The following is a 17,543-nucleotide window of genomic DNA, read 5'->3' as shown; positions in this document are numbered from 1 at the left end:
CCCTTACACCCCAAAAACCTTCAACACCTCGTCCCCGAAGTGGTTGATCACCTTCACCGCAATCCGCCCCGTCGCTGGTCGCGGGAAGGGGCGTGAGACGTCGGAATAGAGCGTCTCCCAGGCGTCGCGGTCGATTTCGGTTTTGAGAGCGGTCTTCAGGCTCTTGTAGGGGTCGCTGCCGCCGTTGGCGGCGGCGCCAAGGAAGTATGCCTGGCGCACGAAGAAGGATTCCTCGTCATAATCAGTGTCGATGAACCAGACGGCGATGCCGTCGGTGCCGTCGGAGCGGATTTCGCCGTTGGAGGGGTCGAACACGTCGACGCCATGCACCTTTACCTGGATCTGCCCATCCGAGCGGTCGATCAGCTCGACGTCCGGTTCGCCGAAGACCACGAAGAGATTGCCCTTGCCGGTGTTCTTCAGATCCTCCGCCATGTGGAGATCGGGGTTCATGCGGGCCTTGAGGATCGCCAGCGGGCCGAGGCGCGTCAGGTCGGAGGCTTGAGCGTCGAAATTGAAGGCGCAGGCCACCAGCGCGTCGAAGCGGGCGTCGGCGGCTTCGCGGGCGGCGGCCGTGATGTCGGAGCGCGACAGGGTGCCGAATTCCGGTCCGATCAGAACGCCGGCGCGCTTCTCGGCGCCACCGCCATCGGAATAGGTGCCAACGGCCGCGATGAAATTGCCCGGCCAGGGCTCCAGCGATGAAAAGTGGATCGTGTCGGCCTTGGCCTGCTGGTGGACGCCGGAGGTCTTGAGGTTCTCCAGAACCATGGCGCCGAAATCCGCCTCGGGCATGTTCTTCGGCGCGCGCTGCATGGCGCCGTCCACGGCGGCGATCTCGTCGGCCAGCGTATCGTCGCGGGCGGTCACCACCCGGTGCGGCGAGAGGCTCTCCACCGTGAAGGGCCCGGCGACGCGAACCCGGGCCTTGTCCTCATAGGGGCGGTCGTAGAGCATCTCGACATCGGCGGCCTTGGCGATCGAATCGTCGATCTCCTTCTGCCGGGCGATCCGCGCCTTCCACCAGTCGGCGTGCAGCTTGCGCGCGGTGTCGGTGACGAGCCCGGCCTTGCCAGTGCCCTCCTTCTCCCCCAGCCAGACGTCGAGATCGCGCGGGATCTGCCATTCTTCCCAGCCCGTAGAGAGTGCCGCGTTGAGCTTGTCGCGGAGAGGCTCCAGCCTCGCCTGCCATTTCTCCCAGATCACGTCGATCTCGGCATTGTTGGCGATGGATTTTAGCGTGATGTGCGGCGCGCGCTCATAGACGAATCCCTGGCGGATATCGCCATGGGTCTTCGCTTCGGTCTGAATTTTCCCGGAAACCGCCTGCTCCTTCTCGCGCCCCTCCTGGCTGTCGGCGAGAAGATAATAGGGATAGCGCGCGCTCATCAGCCGTGTGCGAGCGAGTGCCAGAGCGACACGCGAGGTGTCGATGGTGATCCAGCGGCGGCCCCATTGCTCGGCGACCGTCGCCGTCGTGCCGGAGCCGCACGTTGGGTCGAGAACGAGATCGCCGGGGTCCGTGGCCATCAGGATGCAGCGCTGGACTGCCTCAGGAAGCGTCTGAACAATATAGACTTTGCTTGACCCAAAGCCGCTAGACCTGATGTCATCCCACAGAGAAACGCGCGGCCTATACGCGTAATCCTCGTGATAATTCTTCCACATTAGGGTCGTGCCGGCTGCCCACATACGACCTGCACGCTCGACACGCCTCAGCCCCCTATCACCAGTGGACCAACCTCTGGCACCGGGCGGTCTAAATGTTTGATTCCAGAATCTGTAGGGAAACCGCGATGTCTCCGAGCCAGTTTGAGATGTTGCGGTAATCATCCTGAGGAAGCGCCCGCTCGGAACGGGGTCTGCGCCGACTTTTTGTCGATACGTCAGATCATGGATTCGTCCGTTTGGCTCTTCTACGCAAATATATCGTTCTTCAGGCCGCTCGATAGCAGCCCGTTCCTGAAACAAAGTTCGATACTTCACCTTTGTCTTTTGGCGAGCATACCATAGAATGAAGTCATTCACGCTTGGAAGCAGATAAGAACTCTGGGATGCGGCCTTCGTGAGTGTTATCTGAGAAACAAAATTGTCCTCTCCGAACACCTCGTCCATCAGCGCCCGAACCCGATGCACGTTCTCGTCGCCGATCTGGACGAAGATAGAGCCCGACTCAGTGAGGAGTTCGCGGGCGACCATCAGACGGTCGCGCAGATAGGTGAGGTAGGAGTGGATGCCGTCCTTCCAGGTGTCGCGGAACGCCTTCACCTGCTCCGGCTCGCGGGAGACGTCGGTGACCTTGCCGTCCTTGACGTCGCGCGACAGGGTGGAGACCTGCCAGTTGGAATTGAACTTGATGCCATAGGGCGGGTCGAAATAGATGCACTGCACCTGCCCCTTCAGCGCCTCGCGCTCGGCGAGCGAAGCCATCACCTGCAGCGAATCGCCGAGGATCATGCGGTTCTGCCAGTGCATGGAATGCTGGTAGAACTCGGCCCGCGCCTCGGGATCATCGAGGCCGTTGAAATCAGCGAAGAGGTCGGGCGCCTCTGAACTGTCTTCCCGCTTTTTCGCCGTGCCGCGCTTCAGATCGTCGATGATCGCCTTGGGATGCACCTTCTCCTGAATGTAGAGCGATGGCGCATTGACGATGAGATCGGACCAGTCCTGCTGGTCCTTGCCGCGCCAGGTGAGCTGCGCATCGGCGAGATCGATCGCCTCGCCCTGCATCAGCGCCTTGATCTGCGCCTGCGTCAGGCGAACCTTGGCATTGCCCCAGACGATCTGCGGATCGCGATCGGCATCTCGCTCGCGGTGTTCCCCTTCGGCCAGCGGCCGGTCGCGGAGAATGCGAAGCTCGGCCGTCTCCTCGCCCAGGATTTCCGCCTGCTGCTCATAGAGCGAGGCCATTTCGGCGGTCGGATTGTTGATACGCTTCGCCTTGTCATGGGTCAGCGTGTCGACGGATTTTTCACGCGGGGTGGTGGGGCGACGGGGCATCAGCGGGATGTGGCTCCGGTCTGGTCTTATGCAGAGGAAGTATCATCGATATCTGGCGAGTCGCCGTCGCCGTCGCCGTAGAAGGAAGACGTGTCGATCTCCAGGGAGACGATCTCGACGGTTTTCTTTTCCGGATCGGCCGTGAAGTGAACGATGGCTGGGAAGCTTTCGCTCGTCGCAAAACCTTCGTCGGACTTGCTCCCGTAGTTCAGGGTCACGTGGACGACACCAGGGGCGGTAAGATCCTCGCCGGCGATCGCTCCCGATTCCGCAAATACCTCCAACCCCTCATATTCGGTGTGGGTGGAGAGAATATCGAGATCGTTCCAGCTCGCGTCAGAAGTGATGTCATAGTCGTCGGCCGCCTCCGAGAGCTTCTCAGGCATCTCGTCGAACCAAATCTTACGGCCGGGATTCTGAATTCGGACAGGGACACTCATTCGCTTAACAGCCTATTTTCGAAGCGCCATTTAAGCATCTTGGCGAGACCGTCGAGGTCCGCCATCAACGATGCGTCGTCGACACCCATAGCATGAAGCGAACGTCGGAACTCATCCTTGTAGCCATGAGCAATCTCGAAACGCTCGGACTTCCCGGTGAGATACCATGGCTTTTCGGGTTCTGGATGAATCGAGAATAGTCCACGCTGGCTGCCGATCCTGGCCGCGATCGTCGGTGGACGGATGAAGCGTGCTTCGCTGATATCAAATGGATTGTCTTCTTTCGGGTCTTCGGGATGATAAAATCCGACCTTACGCGCTTCGACGGCTATGACTTCACCCGACTGCCGGCTCTTGCCAATCTGCGCCGTAGCAAAGTAGGCCGCTACTAACGGGTTGGTCGTCCAATCCAGAAGACGCGTAGGTAGCCCGTGATGTTGTGCGACGGCCAACCAGTCCCAGTCGTTTTCCGGCGTTTCATCCAGGAACGGCCGGGCACCTCTCTGAAAGTCTTTCAAGAGTTGCCGTTCGTAGTCTATGCGGGATAGCTTCGCGCGCCCCACGGAGGGCTTCAAACTCCAGTGGTTGGCATGTCCTCGAAAGACCCAGCGATGCGTTGACTTGCCCTGCGCCCAACCAACGAATTCGCTGAACTTGGCTCGCGCCTCCCGTCGCAGTTTGACACGTGCAGGGATACGAAGTTTCATTCAGCGGCCTCTTTCCTGCTTCCAGTCCGCAGTCCAATCACCAGCTTCTCCCACTCGTCCTGAATGGCGAAGGCGTCCCGAAATTCGGCGAAGTCCCATCGGCCGAAATCGCCAAGTCGATTGACGCCCGGCACCCAGAGCGTCGTCATGGTGCGCGCTTTGTCTTCCGCGCCACCCCGGCGATAGCCCTTGATCTCGACCACCAGGAAGAGCGGATCGTCCGGCCCATGGCCGTCATCGAGCTTGACGATGAAGTCCGGAAGATAGCGGCGGCTTTCGGAACCGAACTTGTAGGGCACTTCGAAGCCGAGACCCTGATTCTTGACATAGGCGAGCGTGGCCGGATGGTTTTCGAGGACGCGGGCGAATTCCAGCTCCCAATCGCTGTCACCGACGACATAATTGACGTGCGACTTGTCCTCGGCGGTCGCCCAGAGGCGATCTTTCGACGTGAGGAAGCCGACGCGGTCGGTCGTGCCGGCTCGGTTGTAAGGATCGAGCACGACCCGCACGGCCTCGGCGCCGCTGACGCCGGCCTCGTGCACCATCGCCTGATAGATGCGATCGACCGCCATGTCGGCGGTGGAGAAGTAGGTCATGACGCCCGGCTTGAGCCCGCCCTTGAGAACAAGGCAATCGCGAACCCAGCGACGCACGATCGCAGAGAGCTTCGGCGTCAGATGATAGGGTGGCGGCGCGCCATCCTGGGTGAAATAGCGTTCGATCAGTCGCTTCGTCAGATGGAAGGTGATCGCGGCCGGCCGCTCTTCGTCGAGCACGTCGGCGCGCAGGTCATAGCCTTGGCCGACAAGACCCTCCATGCGGGTTTCACCCGGGCCGATCATCGAGGGATCAATCGTCAGGCGCGAATCCTCGGTGAAGGTTGCCGCATAGCGATCGTCCGGCAATTCGGTGCGGTAGCCGGCCACACGCGGAAAGCGGATCGAAAGAGCGCCGCGCTCGCGCAGCGCCCGGACATGAGTCACCGGTTTCGGTGGCTTCTTCGAAACCTTCTGCGGCTCGGCAGCAAAATCGAAGGGAATGCCGAGAATGTCGGCATATTCGGTGTCGAAGAGCGGATGGCCCTCTGAATCGGTCTCGGTACCGAGCTCGTAGGATTGCCGGCGCAGACCACGACCGATCACCTGTTCGCATAAAAGCTGAGTGCCGAAAGCCCGCACGCCGAGGACATGGGTGACGGTATTCGCATCCCAGCCTTCCGTCAGCATCGAGACCGAAACCACGCAACGGATGTCGGCGCCGAGCCGGCCCTTGCGCCCGACCGTGTTCATCACCTCGCGCAGAAGATCGGCATCGGATAAACTACCGACTTCCGCCCCCTCGCGCTCGCGCTTCTCGCGCTTGAACTGATCGATCTCGGCCTCGGCAAGCTTGCGAAAATTGGCGTCGAGCGCCTCGCCGGATTCCAGCTGCTGCGAGTCGATGAGCAGAGTTTTCATGCGCGGCAGGGCGTTGCCGTATTCGTCGTAGTTGCGGAAGAGCTTGAGATTGCCGTTCCGCTTGAAGGTACGGACGCCATTCTCATCGCGCTCGTAGCCGGCGATCCACTCATAGACGAGTTTCGAGGTCGCAGTGTTGTTGCAGACGACGATAAAGACCGGCGGCACGCCGATGCCGGCACGCTTCCAGGCTTCATCCTCCTCCTCATAGTGGCTGTAGAGCGAGAGGAGCGCATTTTTCAGAAGGTCCGGCAGATCCTCCGGCGGCAGATCGCCGGACTTGCCGGCACCCTTCTTCGGCATGGCCTTGCCGATATGCTCCCAGAGATTCCGGAACACCGGCAGATCATTGACGACCGTATTGTCCGAGACCGGCACCCGCGGCAGCTTCACGATGCCGCATTCGATCGCGTCGATCAGCGAAAAGTCGGAGATCACCCAGGGAAAGAGCGTGCCCTCGGCATAGCCTGAGCCGCGCAGAAAGAAGGGCGTCGCGGAGAGATCGTAAACCGCCCGGATGCCAACCTTGCGAGACAACGCCTCGATACCGGAGATCCAAAGCCGGGCCGCCTCGGCATTCTTCTTTGCCTCGTCGCGCTCCTCCCCCTTCAGGGGCTGCTCCTCATCATCACCGCCCGGGCGCTCTCGATAGCAGTGATGGGCCTCGTCATTGAGGACAACGACATTTTTCATCGTCAGGAGCTCGCCGCACGCCCGGCGCAGCATCTCGCCTTCCGTCTCCAAGGTCTCGATCGGCGCGCCGGTCCGTCCCTGGAGCAATCTCTCGCCAGTCTTGTTGACGTCGAGCACCTTGCGCGGCTGAAAGACGTGGTAGTTCGTGATGACGATCTTCGCCTTCTGCAGATCGATCATCAGTTCCGGCGGCACCAGCTCGCGTGAGCGGTAATAACTTTCCTCGCCGGATGGCAGAAGAACGCGCAACCGATCCTTGATCGTGATGCCGGGGGCAATCAGCAGAAAGCCCTTCGAGAAAAGCTTCGAATTCGGCTGCCGAGCGGCATTGATCGCCTGCCAGGCGATCAGCATCGCCATGACCGTGGTCTTTCCCGCGCCGGTCGCAAGCTTCAGAGCAAGCCGGAAGAGATCGGGATTCGCGTCGCGATTAGCCTCTTCCAGGCTTCGAAAGAGGTGGGCGTATTGGCGTTTGCCCCGAGCGACCTCGGTCAGCCAGATCACCGTCTCGACGGCCTCGACCTGACAGAAGAACGGACGAGGCCCCTGGAAGTCGTGGTGACGCCAGTGCTGCAGAAGCCGCTGCGTTGCGGGTGTGACGCCCCAATCGTTCGGATTTGGTATTGATCGCCACCGCTCAAGATGAGTCCGGATCTCATTGACGATGGCGTTTTCGCTGTAGGTGCCCGGTTCGCCTTCCTGAGTATGAAGAGAAAGCTCGCCCTGCTCGGCGCCGCGCCGACGACGCGCTTTCGGGACTGGCGTCAAGTAACGCGAGCGGCGCCTTCCGCGGATCGGCTCGTGGTCGAGCGGCTGCCCTTGATCGTCCAGACAATGATGGTGATGCGGCGGATGATAGGGGGAATTCAGAATTGGCCGTTCGTAGAATGGCTTAGTCACGAAGCTCCTCCCCCCGAATCAGAGCAATCCCTGGTTACATTGGATTGGCAGAGCCTCAAAATGCAAGTGCAGCCTGGCTGAGCTTCGGTATGCCGAATTGCACCTTTAGGCCGCTATAGGGAGCAATCTATCGGATTGTCCGGGCGACAGCCATTGAGTCGGTGGCGAAACCCAACCGAAAAGTTGCGACGCCAGGTTTTCGCAGGGAGCAGACGTTCAGATAATCTCTTCCAACTCCAGCTTGCGCTTTCCTCTTCTCTTAAACTCCTCGCATAGAGCCGCCCAGGCGGTCGCCATCTCGACTCGCTCCTTCCAGTAGAGCGCACGGTTGTAGGCACACCGAACGGCGTTCATGTCAACATGCGCAAGACTGGCCTCGATCACGTCGAAACGCCAGCCGCGTTCATTGAGGATAGTTGAGGCCGATGAGCGAAATCCGTGGGCGGTATGCACCCCCTTGCCGTAGCCGAGCTTCTGCAAGGCATAGTTCATCGCATTCTCGCTGATCATCGGATGCTTGTTTCGATAGCGGTTCGGAAACACGAAGTCGTTGTCTCCGCTGATTTCCTGCTGCGCTTGAAAGACCGCGACCGCTTGTGCCGAAAGGGGGATCAGATGCTCTCGACGCATCTTCGCGACCTCTTTCGGGATCGTCCAGACTGCTTCTTTCAGATCGATATTGGACCAGCGGGCCATCCTCGTTTCGACGGGTCGAGGATAGCAGAACGCCTGAAGCTGAAGCGCATGTCGGATGCTGGGATCAGGGTAGCCCTCGATAGCGGCCAGCAACTTGCCGAATTCTTGCTCGTCGGTGATCGCGGCTGTGCTCTCGACCTCGACCCTCGGCAAGACGGCCTTGAGGGATGACACCGGGTTCATCTCAATCTCGCCTCGAACGATCGCAAGATCAAAGACAGCACCAATCCGGCCGCGAAGGCGAACGGCACTCTCTCGCCGACCGGAATGCGCAACGCCTTCGATGATCGGCAGGATATCCCGTGCCCGGATATCAGCGATCGGCTTTCGGTGGAGCGGCTCGGCCAGCGTTTCCAGTAGCCAAGTGTTCTTCTGAAGCGTTTGCGCGGCCGGGTCCTTCTTCTTCAATGAAGCGAGGTAGAGACTCGCCATATCTCCGAATGTTGTCGCCTGTTCAGGCGCGGCGGGCTTCGGCGCGTGAATGACACCGGCTTTCGCATCCGCCTTGATCCGTCCCCGCTCGTTTCGGGCTTCGGCAAGCGACATCTCGGGATACTCTCCGAGCGTGGCCGAAGATCGCCGGCCGTTGACGGCATACTCCAGCCGCCAGGTCATTTTCCCCGCGGCCGACACCCGCAGATAAAGCCCGCCGCCATCAGTGTGGTTCTGGATTTTTCCGTTCGGCTTGATCGCGCGCAGTTTCATCGCAGTCAGCATGGCACTCCCCTTTCGGGCACCATACCATCTGTACGTATTTTGTACGTAAATTTTCGCGAGAGGTGGTGAACGAGAATGAGATCCAGTGAGACACAAAGAGACGTTTTCGGCAGCCTTGTTGACATATCATACGCTTTAAAATCAGTGATTTAATCTATAAACGAGACATCATGAGACAGCCTCATAAGAGTTGAGACATCTGGCAAGAGACATGAAATGATGCCTCTCCTGGGCACCAGCCGCTTTATGAGATTTGGATGATCGACTGGCCGGTTGCGCCCAGCGCTTTGTAGCCGGAGCGCGTTATTGCGTTCCGCAAATGAGCGCCGATTCTCCGCTTCTTTCAGTAGAGTCTTCGATTTCCGTCCGGCAGTGACCAAATCGGGTTTCCGAAGAACCCGCCGCCCCGAACTCGGCGCGCGCTTTTCCCCTCGTAACATGGCCTTAACAGCCGGTGCGGAATATTCGCAGCCTGCATGGAACGGCAGGTGGAGCGAAGCATGACGTGCGAGACGAGGCTTGAGGGCCAGGCCGAGAATCACCGCCGGACACGGCGGACGGGCCTGTCGCTTGGCGCGCTCTCGCTCGCCGGTATCCTCGCCATGGCGCTTCCGGCCGCCGGCGAGACGCAGAAGGCGCGCGATTGGTCGGCGACGCTGAAGGGCGATGTCGAGGCGATGGTCGCCTTCATCATGGCCGATCACCCCGGCGTCTTCGACAAGAAGAACCCCGGCTTCAAAGCCCAGGTCGAGGCCGCTCGCGACCTGGCCCTGCAGCGCGCGGAAACCGCCGATTCGCGCGAAGGCTGGTGGTTCGCCATGGCCGGCCTCGCGGCGAGCTTCAACGATGGTCACGTGGCCGTCGACATGACCGACAAGTCCTTTGCCTTCTCCACCGAGTGGCCGGGCTTTCTCACACGATACCGGGACGCGGATCAGGTCGTGGCCGAGGTCGCAAAGCCAGAGGGCGAGGCGGCGCCGTCGGGCGCTCCTGCGCTGCCGCCGCTCGGTGCGACGGTGTCGCGGCCGAGACGCTGGCCGAAACCCGGATCGGAGCCTTCAAAGGACTCTGGTTCCTGCCTGCCCAACGGATCGAGGAAGGGCCGAAGCTCTTCATCGATTACGGGAATCCATGGGCCAAGCGGCCGCAAAGCTGTCGCTTCGAGGTCGACGGCAAGGCGCGGAACTACGATCTCGCCTGGCGGCCGATCGCGGCGGAGAAGATCGCGGAAGCCCTCACGCGCCTGCGCCAGGACGTGCGGCCGCCCTTCGCCATGCGCGCTCTGCCGGGCGGGGGGTACTGGCTGTCCATGTCGTCCTTCAATGGCCGTGAGGGCAGTGTCCCGTTCAAGGGCCTCACCAGGATCATCGCCAAGGCGCGCAAGGAACAGGACGCGCTTCGGGCCGCGCCCTTCGTGGTGCTCGACGTCCGGGGCAATGGCGGCGGATCGTCCTATTGGAGCGAGGAGATCGCGCGAATTCTCTGGGGAAAAGACTGGATCGAAGCCCATCCCAAACCGGGCAACGACACGGTGGACTGGCGGGCCTCGAAGGGCAATACGGCGCTGGTCGAGAGCTATGCCAAGACGTTCGAGAAATCCAAGCGCCCGGCGAAACTGACGGCCGAACTCGAGACGGTCGCCGCCGGCATGCGGCAATCGCTTACTGCCGGCAAGCCGTTCTGGCGCGAGAAGGACGAGACCGGCCAGCCGTCAGGCGCCGCGAAGGCCGCGAAAAATCCGATGGCCGGCCCGGTCTATCTTCTCACCAATTATCGATGCGCCTCCTCCTGCCTCACCTCGATCGATCTCTGGAAGGCGATCGGGGGCATCCAGATCGGCCACCAGACCTATGCCGACAGTTTCTATCTGGAAGCCCACCACATGGTACTCCCCAGCAAGCTGGTCAGAGCGACGACGCCGATGAAGGTCTACCGGGATCGGGCCCGCGGATCCAACCAGCCGCAATTGCCGGCTTTCGTCTACAAGGGCGACATGACCGACGACGCGGCGCTGCTTGCCTGGATCCGAAAGCTGCCGGTCTCGACCCACTAGGTCGCGTCTGCATTCAGAGGATTCCGTTCCGGCTCTGAATTTGATTCAAGATCGCAAACGGAGAGCGATTTTGAGCCGACGAACCCTGACCGATCAGCAGTGGGCGCGCGTAGAGGGCCTGCTTCCCGGCAAACGCAGCGATCCCGGACGCAGCGGCATCGACAACAGACTATTTGTCGATGCGATTCTCTGGATGGCCTACAACGCAGCGCGTTGGCGCGATCTGCCGCCTCAGTTCGGCAAATGGACCGGTGTCCATGCAAGGTTCCGGCGCTGGTCGCATGCCGGTGTCTGGGAGCGACTGTTCGAGAGCCTGGCTGAAGACCCAGACTTCGAATACGTCCTCGTCGACAGCACCATCTCGAAAGTCCACACCGATGCGAGCGGAGAAAAAGGGGGGCTCAGGCTGCCGCCATCGGACGCTCGCGCGGCGGCCTGACCACCAAGCTGCATGCGGCCGTCGATGCGATCGGCCTGCCGCTTCGTGTGCGACCAACGCCCGGCCAGCGCGGGGACTGCCCTCAGGCGCAGGGCCTTCTTGAGGGGCTGTTGGGCGTCGACCACGTCATCGCCGACGCCGCCTATGACAGCGATGCCCTACGCGCCTTCATCGCCGAAGATCTCGGCGCAACAGCGCAGATCAAGGCCAACCCGACGCGCAAGCGGACCCACCCGATCGACTGGACGCTCTACAAGGAGCGCCATCAGATCGAATGCTTCTTCAACCGGCTCAAGCGCTTCCGACGGATCGCACTCCGCTGCGAGAAGACGCTTCCCGCATTCATGGGCTTCGTCCATCTCGCATGTGCCATGATCTGGCTCAGATGAATGCAGACGCGACCTAGAGCATGGGCGTCCGACGGGAGGCGCAAAGGACCGTTTAACGCAGTGACCGAGCGGCCGAAGCGATCGGTGTCCGCTCCCCGCCTGCGACGCCTGGTTCGTCAACAGACCCCTGCATGACCGGCCATGCGGGTCACAAGGACGTGCGATCGCGGCCGACGCTGTTGTGATGGCCGGACCGGAGCGGCAGGGTCCCGGAGGTCCTGCACATCTCGGATCGAGCCCAAAGCCTTGCGCAGGGGCCAATGGAAACGCGATGATGGGCTGCGATGACGAAACGCGGTCCCTCGCGGCCGAAACCAGGGACGATCGATCATTCCATGTGGCGCAAGCTGCTTTTTCTTCCGCCGATCATTCTCGCGGTCCTCGTGGCGGTCTGGGCGACGGGACAACGCCAGCCGCCGGTGACCGAAGAGCGCGTCGAGGATGCCGCCAATGTCCGGGTCATCGTCGCCCGCGAGAGCGAGATCGTGCCGCGCGTGAGCGGTTTCGGTTCCGTCGAGCCGGGCCGGACCTGGAAGGCCGTCGCCCAGGCCTCCGGCGAGATCGCCTACGTCAATCCCCAGCTGAAACGCGGTGCGATCCTGGACGAGGGCACCGAGATCTTTCGCATCTCGCCCGCCGACTACGAAATCGCCGTCGCCAGAGCCCAGGCGAATATCAGCCGCGTCGAGGCCCAGCTGGCCGAAATGGACGCCAACGAAGCCAATCTGCGCGCCAATCTGGAGATCGAGCAGCGGGCACTCGATATCCGCGAGCGCGAATCCGACCGCAGACGCCGGCTCGCCGAAACCGGAACGGTCTCGGCCAACACGCTCGATCAGGACCAGCGCGAGTCTCTCGCACAGCAAAAGCGGGTCCAGGAGATCGAGAACACGCTCAGCCTGCTCCCCTCGCAACGCAAGGCGCTTCAGGAACAGAAGCGGCTAAACGAGCTGGAGCTGCGGCAGGCGCAGTTGAACCTCGATCGCACGACGATCACCCTGCCCTTCGATGCACGCATTTCCGAGGTTTCGGCGGAGGTCTCGCAATTCGCCCAGGCGGGCAGCACGCTGGCGACGGCGGACAGCATCGCGACCTCGGAAGTGGAAGCGCAGATCCCGATCACCGAATTCGCCAAGCTGGCGCGGGCGGCCGCGCTCAGCGAAGCGGAATCGACCCCGATGACCACGACCGACATCCGCCAGATTCTCGAACGCCTGGGCTTTTCGGCGACGATCCGCCTCGAGGCGGATTCCATCTCCGTCACCTGGCCGGCCGAGGTCTCGCGCCTGTCGGACACGATCGATCTGAAGACGCGCACGGTCGGCGTCATCGTCTCGGCCGACAACACCTGGCGGACAGCAAGTGCCGGGCGGCGCCCGCCTTTGACGAAAGGCCTGTTCGTCGAAGTCGAGTTGCGGGCAAGGCCCCTGGAGGGCCAGATCGTGATCCCGCGTTCGGCGCTCCATGACGGCAAGGTCTATCTCGTCGGCGCGGACGACAGGCTGGAGATCGTCCCTGTCGAGACCGGGCTCTCCCAGGACGGCGTCGTCGTGGTGCGTGAGGGTATCGAGCCCGGCGACCGCGTCGTCGTGACCGATCTCCTACCGGCCATGGAAGGCATGCTGCTTCGCGCCACGCGCGACGAGGCGCTGGAGACGAGCCTTGCCGAGCAGGGCGTCGTCGAAGAGGCGGGTTCGAACCTGTGATCGCCTATTTCATCCGCCATCCGACGGCCGCCAACCTCTTGATGCTGGCCATCCTGGCGATCGGACTTGCCTCCTATCCGACGCTCCAGCGCGAGACCTTCCCCCGCATCGCGCCCGACGAGGTCCGTGTCACCCTGGCTTGGCCCGGCAGCCGGCCCGAGGAGATCGAGGATGCGGTCTGCGGCCGGGTCGAGGATGCGATCGACGCGGTCAACGACGTGTCGCAAGTGACCTGCGAGGCGCGCGAGAGCGTCGCGAGCATCACCGTCGAAAAGACCGCCGCCGTCACCCTCGACCGTTTCACCGCCGATATCACCACGGCCGTCGACGGGATCGCCGATTTTCCCGAAGGCGTTGAACGCCCCGTGGTGAGCCAGCTGGGGCTCACCGATCTCGTCGCCTCGGTCGCCGTCACCGGACCGGCCAACCGGGTGCATCTCAAAGCCTATGCGGAGGATCTGCGCGACCGCATGCTGCGCTGGGGCGGCATTCCGAAGGTCGACGTTCTTGGCTTTTCCGACAAGGAGATCCGGATCGCCCTCTCGCGCGAGAAGCTGAGGGCTCTCAACGTTTCGGTGACCGACGTTGCGCGGGCGGTCCAGCAGGAATCCCTCGACCTGCCCTCCGGCAGTCTGGAGACCGAGGACCGGGACTTCCTGGTGCGTTATGCCGGAGAACGGCGCAGCCCCGAGGAATTTCGCGAGATCATCGTCGTCTCCAGCGCGAGCGGCGGGCAGGTCCGTCTGGGGAGCCTCGCAGAAATCGAGGAGCGCTTTGCGCTGGACGAGGCGCAACTGACCTTCAACGGCAATCCGGCCGCGATCCTCTCCGTCACCAAGACGGCCGAACAGGACACGCTCGAAGTTTTCGACCGGCTCGACGCCTTTCTGGAGGATGCCAGAGAGAGCGCGCCGCCGGGCGTCTCGATGGTGATCACCAACGATATTTCCTCCGTCGTCTCCGACCGGCTCAATCTTCTGATCCGCAATGCGCTGCAGGGTCTTGCCCTGGTGTTCCTGGTGCTGTGGCTGTTCTTCGGCCTGCGCTATTCGCTCTGGGTGACGGCGAGCCTGCCGGTCTCCTTCGCGGGCGGCTTCTTCCTGATGGTGCTGGTCGGCTATTCCATCAACATGCTGACGATGGTCGGGCTTCTGATCGTCATCGGCATCCTGATGGACGACGCGATCGTGATTGCCGAGAACATCGCCAGCCACCGCGCCGACGGCAAGTCGCCGCTTCGCGCGTGTATCGACGGCGCCATGCAGGTCTGGCCGTCGGTCTTCGCCTCCTTCGCGACCACCGCCTGCATCTTCGGCTCGCTCGCCTTTCTTCAGGGCGAGATCGGCCAGATCCTGCGCGTCGTGCCGGTGGTCATGCTGTTCGTGCTGGTCATCTCGCTGGTCGAGGCGTTCCTGATCCTGCCGCACCATCTGAAACAGTCCTTGTCCGGCGGGAAAAGTCTGACCGGCCGCGTCCAGGCAGGAGCGAACCGGCTCTTGGAGAAAACCCGCGAGGGCGTCGTCATGCCGCTCGCGCGGCTCGCCGTCTCATGGCGCTATCTGACCATGGGCCTTTCCGTCGCCATGCTGATCCTGACCTATGCGGCGCTCGCCGCCGGCTGGATCAAGTTCTCACCCTTTCCGGACATTGACGGGAACGTCATCGAAGCGCGGGTCATGATGCCGCCGGGCACGCCGCTTTCGCGCACCGAAGAGGTGGTCGCCGATGTAAGCGGGGCGCTTGAGCGCGTCAACGAGCGGCTGAGTGCCGAGGAGCCGGGTGGCGGACCGCTCGTCCTCAACGTTACCCATCGCTACAATTTCAACCAGGATGTCGGCGAGAGCGGCCCGCATGTGGCGACCATCGTCGCCGACCTGCTGGACTCCGAGACCCGAACGACCGAAATCGCCCAAATCCTCTCCCTGTGGCAGGAGGAAGCCGGGCCGATCGCCGATGTGGTCACGCTGAACTTCACCGAGGGGTCTTTCGGCCCCGGCGGCCGGGCGATCGACGTCCGGCTGGCCGGCTCAGATCTCGACCAGCTCTCGGAGGCGGCGAACGAGCTTGCCGCCTGGTTCCGCCGCTATCGGGGCGTCTACAACGTCATGACCGATCTAAGGCCCGGCAAGCCGGAGCTGCAGATCACCCTGCGCGAGGGCGCCGCGCCTCTGGGCATCACCGGGCGCACCATCGCCGATCAGATCCGCTCCGCCTTCCAGGGCTCGACCGTGGACGAGATCGAAGTGGGGGGCGAGGGCTACGACATCACGGTGATTCTCGATCCCGAAAGCCGGGATTCGCTCGCCGACCTCGACGCCTTCACCATCACGACGGCGGATGGCAGCCAGGTTCCGCTTTCGACCGTGGCGCGGATCGAGACCACGCGCGGCTTTTCGCGCATCCGGCGGATCGACGGCCAGCGCACGGTGACGATCCAGGGCGAACTCGACAGCCGCCTCGGCAACTCGACGGAAATCCTGGCCGAGACGCGGACCGAGTTCCTGCCCGGCCTCCTAGATCGCTATCCGACGGTCAGGGCCGAATTCGAAGGCGCCAATGCCGATGCCGAGCGAACCCAGGCTTCGATGCTGCGCGGCTTCGCGCTCGGCATCGTCGGCATCTATCTGCTGCTGTCGTTCCAGTTCCGCAGCTATCTGGAGCCGATCGTGGTGATGATCATCGTGCCCTTCTCCTTCATCGGCGCGGTGGGCGGTCACATGCTGCTCGGCATCGACTTCACCATGCCGTCGATGCTGGGCTTCCTGGCGCTCGGGGGCATCGTGGTGAACAATTCGATCCTTCTGGTGGCCTTCATCAAGTACCATCACGGCCGAACGCAAAGCGTTGCCGAGGCGGCCGTGCTTGCGAGCGGCGCGCGCTTCCGGGCGATCATGCTCACCTCGCTCACCACCATCGCGGGGCTGCTGCCGCTTCTGACGGAGCAGTCGCTTCAGGCTCAGACGCTGATCCCGCTGGTTACGAGCCTCGCCTTCGGCCTGATGGTGACGACCGTGCTCGTCCTGTTCATCGTGCCGGCGGCCTATACGATCCTCGCCGACTTCTCCGGCGTCAGCCTCCCGAGCGGCGAGGAGGAGGACGGCCCCGCCGGGCTTCGGCCCGAAGAAGCGCGGTGATCGGACGATCGGCGGATCGGCGGGCGGGCCTCGGTCTCAGCCGATCCCGTGCAGGCGGAGGAGGAGACCCATGCGCTCCTCGGCAAGCTGCGGCTTTGAAAGCACGCGCGCCTGGTCGGCGAGGCGATAGACCTCGGCGTAGTGGGTGATCTCGCGGGAGGACTGGAAGCCGCCCGGCATGATGAAATGGCTCTGGGCGCCGTTCAGCCAGGCGAGAAAGGCGATGCCTGCCTTGTAGAAGCGCGTCGGTGCCTTGAAGATTTCGCGGGAAAGCGGGACGGTCGGGGCGAAGAGCGCGTGATAGGTGTCGGTGTCCCCCCGGGCGAGAGCTTCGAGCGCCTGGCTCGCCGCGGGCGCGATCGCGGCGAAGGCGCCGAGAAGCGCATGGCTGTGGCGTTTTCCGTCGCCGAGGATCAGGTCGGCATAGTTGAAGTCGTCGCCCGTGTAGAGCCGAACGCTTTCCGGCAGCCGGGCCCGGAAGGCGATTTCGTGCTCCTTGTCGAGAAGCGAGATCTTGATGCCGTCGACCTTGGCCGCGTTGGCGGCGATGATCGACAGAACCGTCTCGCTCGCCGTCGCGACATCGGGCGAGCCCCAATAGCCCGCGAGCGCCGGGTCGAACATGTCGCCCAGCCAATGCAGGATCACCGGGCCCGACGCCTGAGCGAGAAGCTCGCCATAGAGCGTGGCGTAGTCTTCGGCCGTGGCGCCGATCGCCGGAAGGGCGCGGGAAGCCATCAGGATCACCTGCCCGCCGGCCGCCTCGATTGCCTCCATCTGTTCGGCATAGGCCGCCTTGATGGCCGCAAGCGACGTCAGCTCTTCAAGCGCGACCTGATCCGTGCCGGCGCCGCAGGCAACGCGCGGCTTCATCGGATGGGTCTTGGCGTCGCGCATGGTGCGCTCGATCAGTTCCTTCGCCGTCGGCCAGTCGACGCCCATGCCGCGCTGGGCGGTGTCCATCGCCTCGGCAAGGCCGAGCCCCTGATCCCAGAGCCAGTGGCGAAAGCGGAGCGTGTTCTCCCAGTCGACCGAAGGCGAGCCCATCCAGGGATCGCGCTCGCGCACCGGATCCGAGACGACATGGGCCGCGGCAAAGGCCGTGCGCGTCAGCGCAATCTCGGGCGCGCGGGGCGTCAGCGGATCGCCGGAGAGTTCGTAAGGGGCAAGCATCCCCTCATAGGTCGGTAGGGTCAGCATCGGGATGGC

General features: G+C 62.8%; 11 protein-coding genes. 4 read left to right on the top strand and 7 right to left on the bottom strand.

All coding sequences use genetic code 11. The features are described from left to right. Positions 1–3 precede the first annotated feature (3 nt). The 6 genes from MF134_RS05800 to MF134_RS05775 all read right to left on the bottom strand — a co-directional run bounded on the left by MF134_RS05800 (position 4) and on the right by MF134_RS05775 (position 9,467). Positions 4–3,000 carry a site-specific DNA-methyltransferase gene (locus MF134_RS05800; protein WP_255338456.1) on the bottom strand — a complete coding sequence of 999 codons (2,997 nt, stop codon included), beginning with the start codon at positions 2,998–3,000 and terminating at the stop codon, positions 4–6. A 26-nt stretch (positions 3,001–3,026) separates the two neighbouring features. Further along, complete coding sequence (locus MF134_RS05795; protein WP_255338455.1) at positions 3,027–3,386, bottom strand: pPIWI-associating nuclease domain-containing protein; 360 nt, start codon at positions 3,384–3,386, stop codon at positions 3,027–3,029. A 50-nt stretch (positions 3,387–3,436) separates the two neighbouring features. Further along, complete coding sequence (locus MF134_RS05790) at positions 3,437–4,147, bottom strand: FRG domain-containing protein (RefSeq protein WP_255338454.1); 711 nt, start codon at positions 4,145–4,147, stop codon at positions 3,437–3,439. Continuing rightward, positions 4,144–7,200, bottom strand: coding sequence for a BPTD_3080 family restriction endonuclease (locus tag MF134_RS05785; protein ID WP_255338453.1), 3,057 nt, complete (start codon positions 7,198–7,200; stop codon positions 4,144–4,146). The genes MF134_RS05790 and MF134_RS05785 overlap by 4 nt, the downstream gene beginning before the upstream one ends. A 216-nt stretch (positions 7,201–7,416) precedes the next feature. Continuing rightward, on the bottom strand, positions 7,417–8,613 hold the full coding sequence (locus MF134_RS05780; protein WP_255338452.1) for a tyrosine-type recombinase/integrase: 1,197 nt from the start codon (positions 8,611–8,613) through the stop codon (positions 7,417–7,419). A gap of 149 nt (positions 8,614–8,762) precedes the next feature. Continuing rightward, positions 8,763–9,467, bottom strand: a complete 705-nt coding sequence (locus MF134_RS05775) for a hypothetical protein (protein WP_255338451.1) — start codon at positions 9,465–9,467, stop codon at positions 8,763–8,765. Between the two features lie 44 nt (positions 9,468–9,511). On the opposite strand from MF134_RS05775, the gene MF134_RS23975 reads away from it, so the two are divergent. The 4 genes from MF134_RS23975 to MF134_RS05755 all read left to right on the top strand — a co-directional run bounded on the left by MF134_RS23975 (position 9,512) and on the right by MF134_RS05755 (position 16,334). Then, a complete protein-coding gene (locus tag MF134_RS23975; RefSeq protein WP_255338450.1) occupies positions 9,512–10,666 on the top strand; it encodes a S41 family peptidase in 1,155 nt (384 codons plus the stop codon). A gap of 70 nt (positions 10,667–10,736) precedes the next feature. Beyond that, positions 10,737–11,494, top strand: a protein-coding gene (locus tag MF134_RS05765) for an IS5 family transposase (RefSeq protein ID WP_255338449.1) whose coding sequence is annotated in 2 segments (ribosomal slippage) — positions 10,737–11,067 and positions 11,067–11,494 — 759 coding nt in all. Because the reading frame shifts where the segments join, the coding sequence is not laid out codon by codon here. A gap of 284 nt (positions 11,495–11,778) precedes the next feature. Further along, entirely contained in the window at positions 11,779–13,200 is a 1,422-nt protein-coding gene (locus MF134_RS05760; protein ID WP_255338448.1) for an efflux RND transporter periplasmic adaptor subunit, read from the top strand. Then, positions 13,197–16,334: an efflux RND transporter permease subunit gene (locus MF134_RS05755; protein WP_255338447.1), complete on the top strand. Its 3,138-nt coding sequence runs from the start codon at positions 13,197–13,199 to the stop codon at positions 16,332–16,334. The genes MF134_RS05760 and MF134_RS05755 overlap by 4 nt, the downstream gene beginning before the upstream one ends. Positions 16,335–16,370: 36 nt before the next feature. Here the strand turns inward: MF134_RS05755 and MF134_RS05750 are convergent, their stop codons facing one another. Next, positions 16,371–17,540 carry a dihydrodipicolinate synthase family protein gene (locus MF134_RS05750; RefSeq protein WP_255338535.1) on the bottom strand — a complete coding sequence of 390 codons (1,170 nt, stop codon included), beginning with the start codon at positions 17,538–17,540 and terminating at the stop codon, positions 16,371–16,373. Positions 17,541–17,543 lie beyond the last annotated feature (3 nt).

Source organism: Jiella marina (assembly GCF_024359545.1).
GTDB lineage: Bacteria > Pseudomonadota > Alphaproteobacteria > Rhizobiales > Rhizobiaceae > Jiella.
The sequence above is the reverse complement of the archived record's forward strand: the minus strand, read 5'-3'. Positions and strand labels throughout refer to the sequence as shown.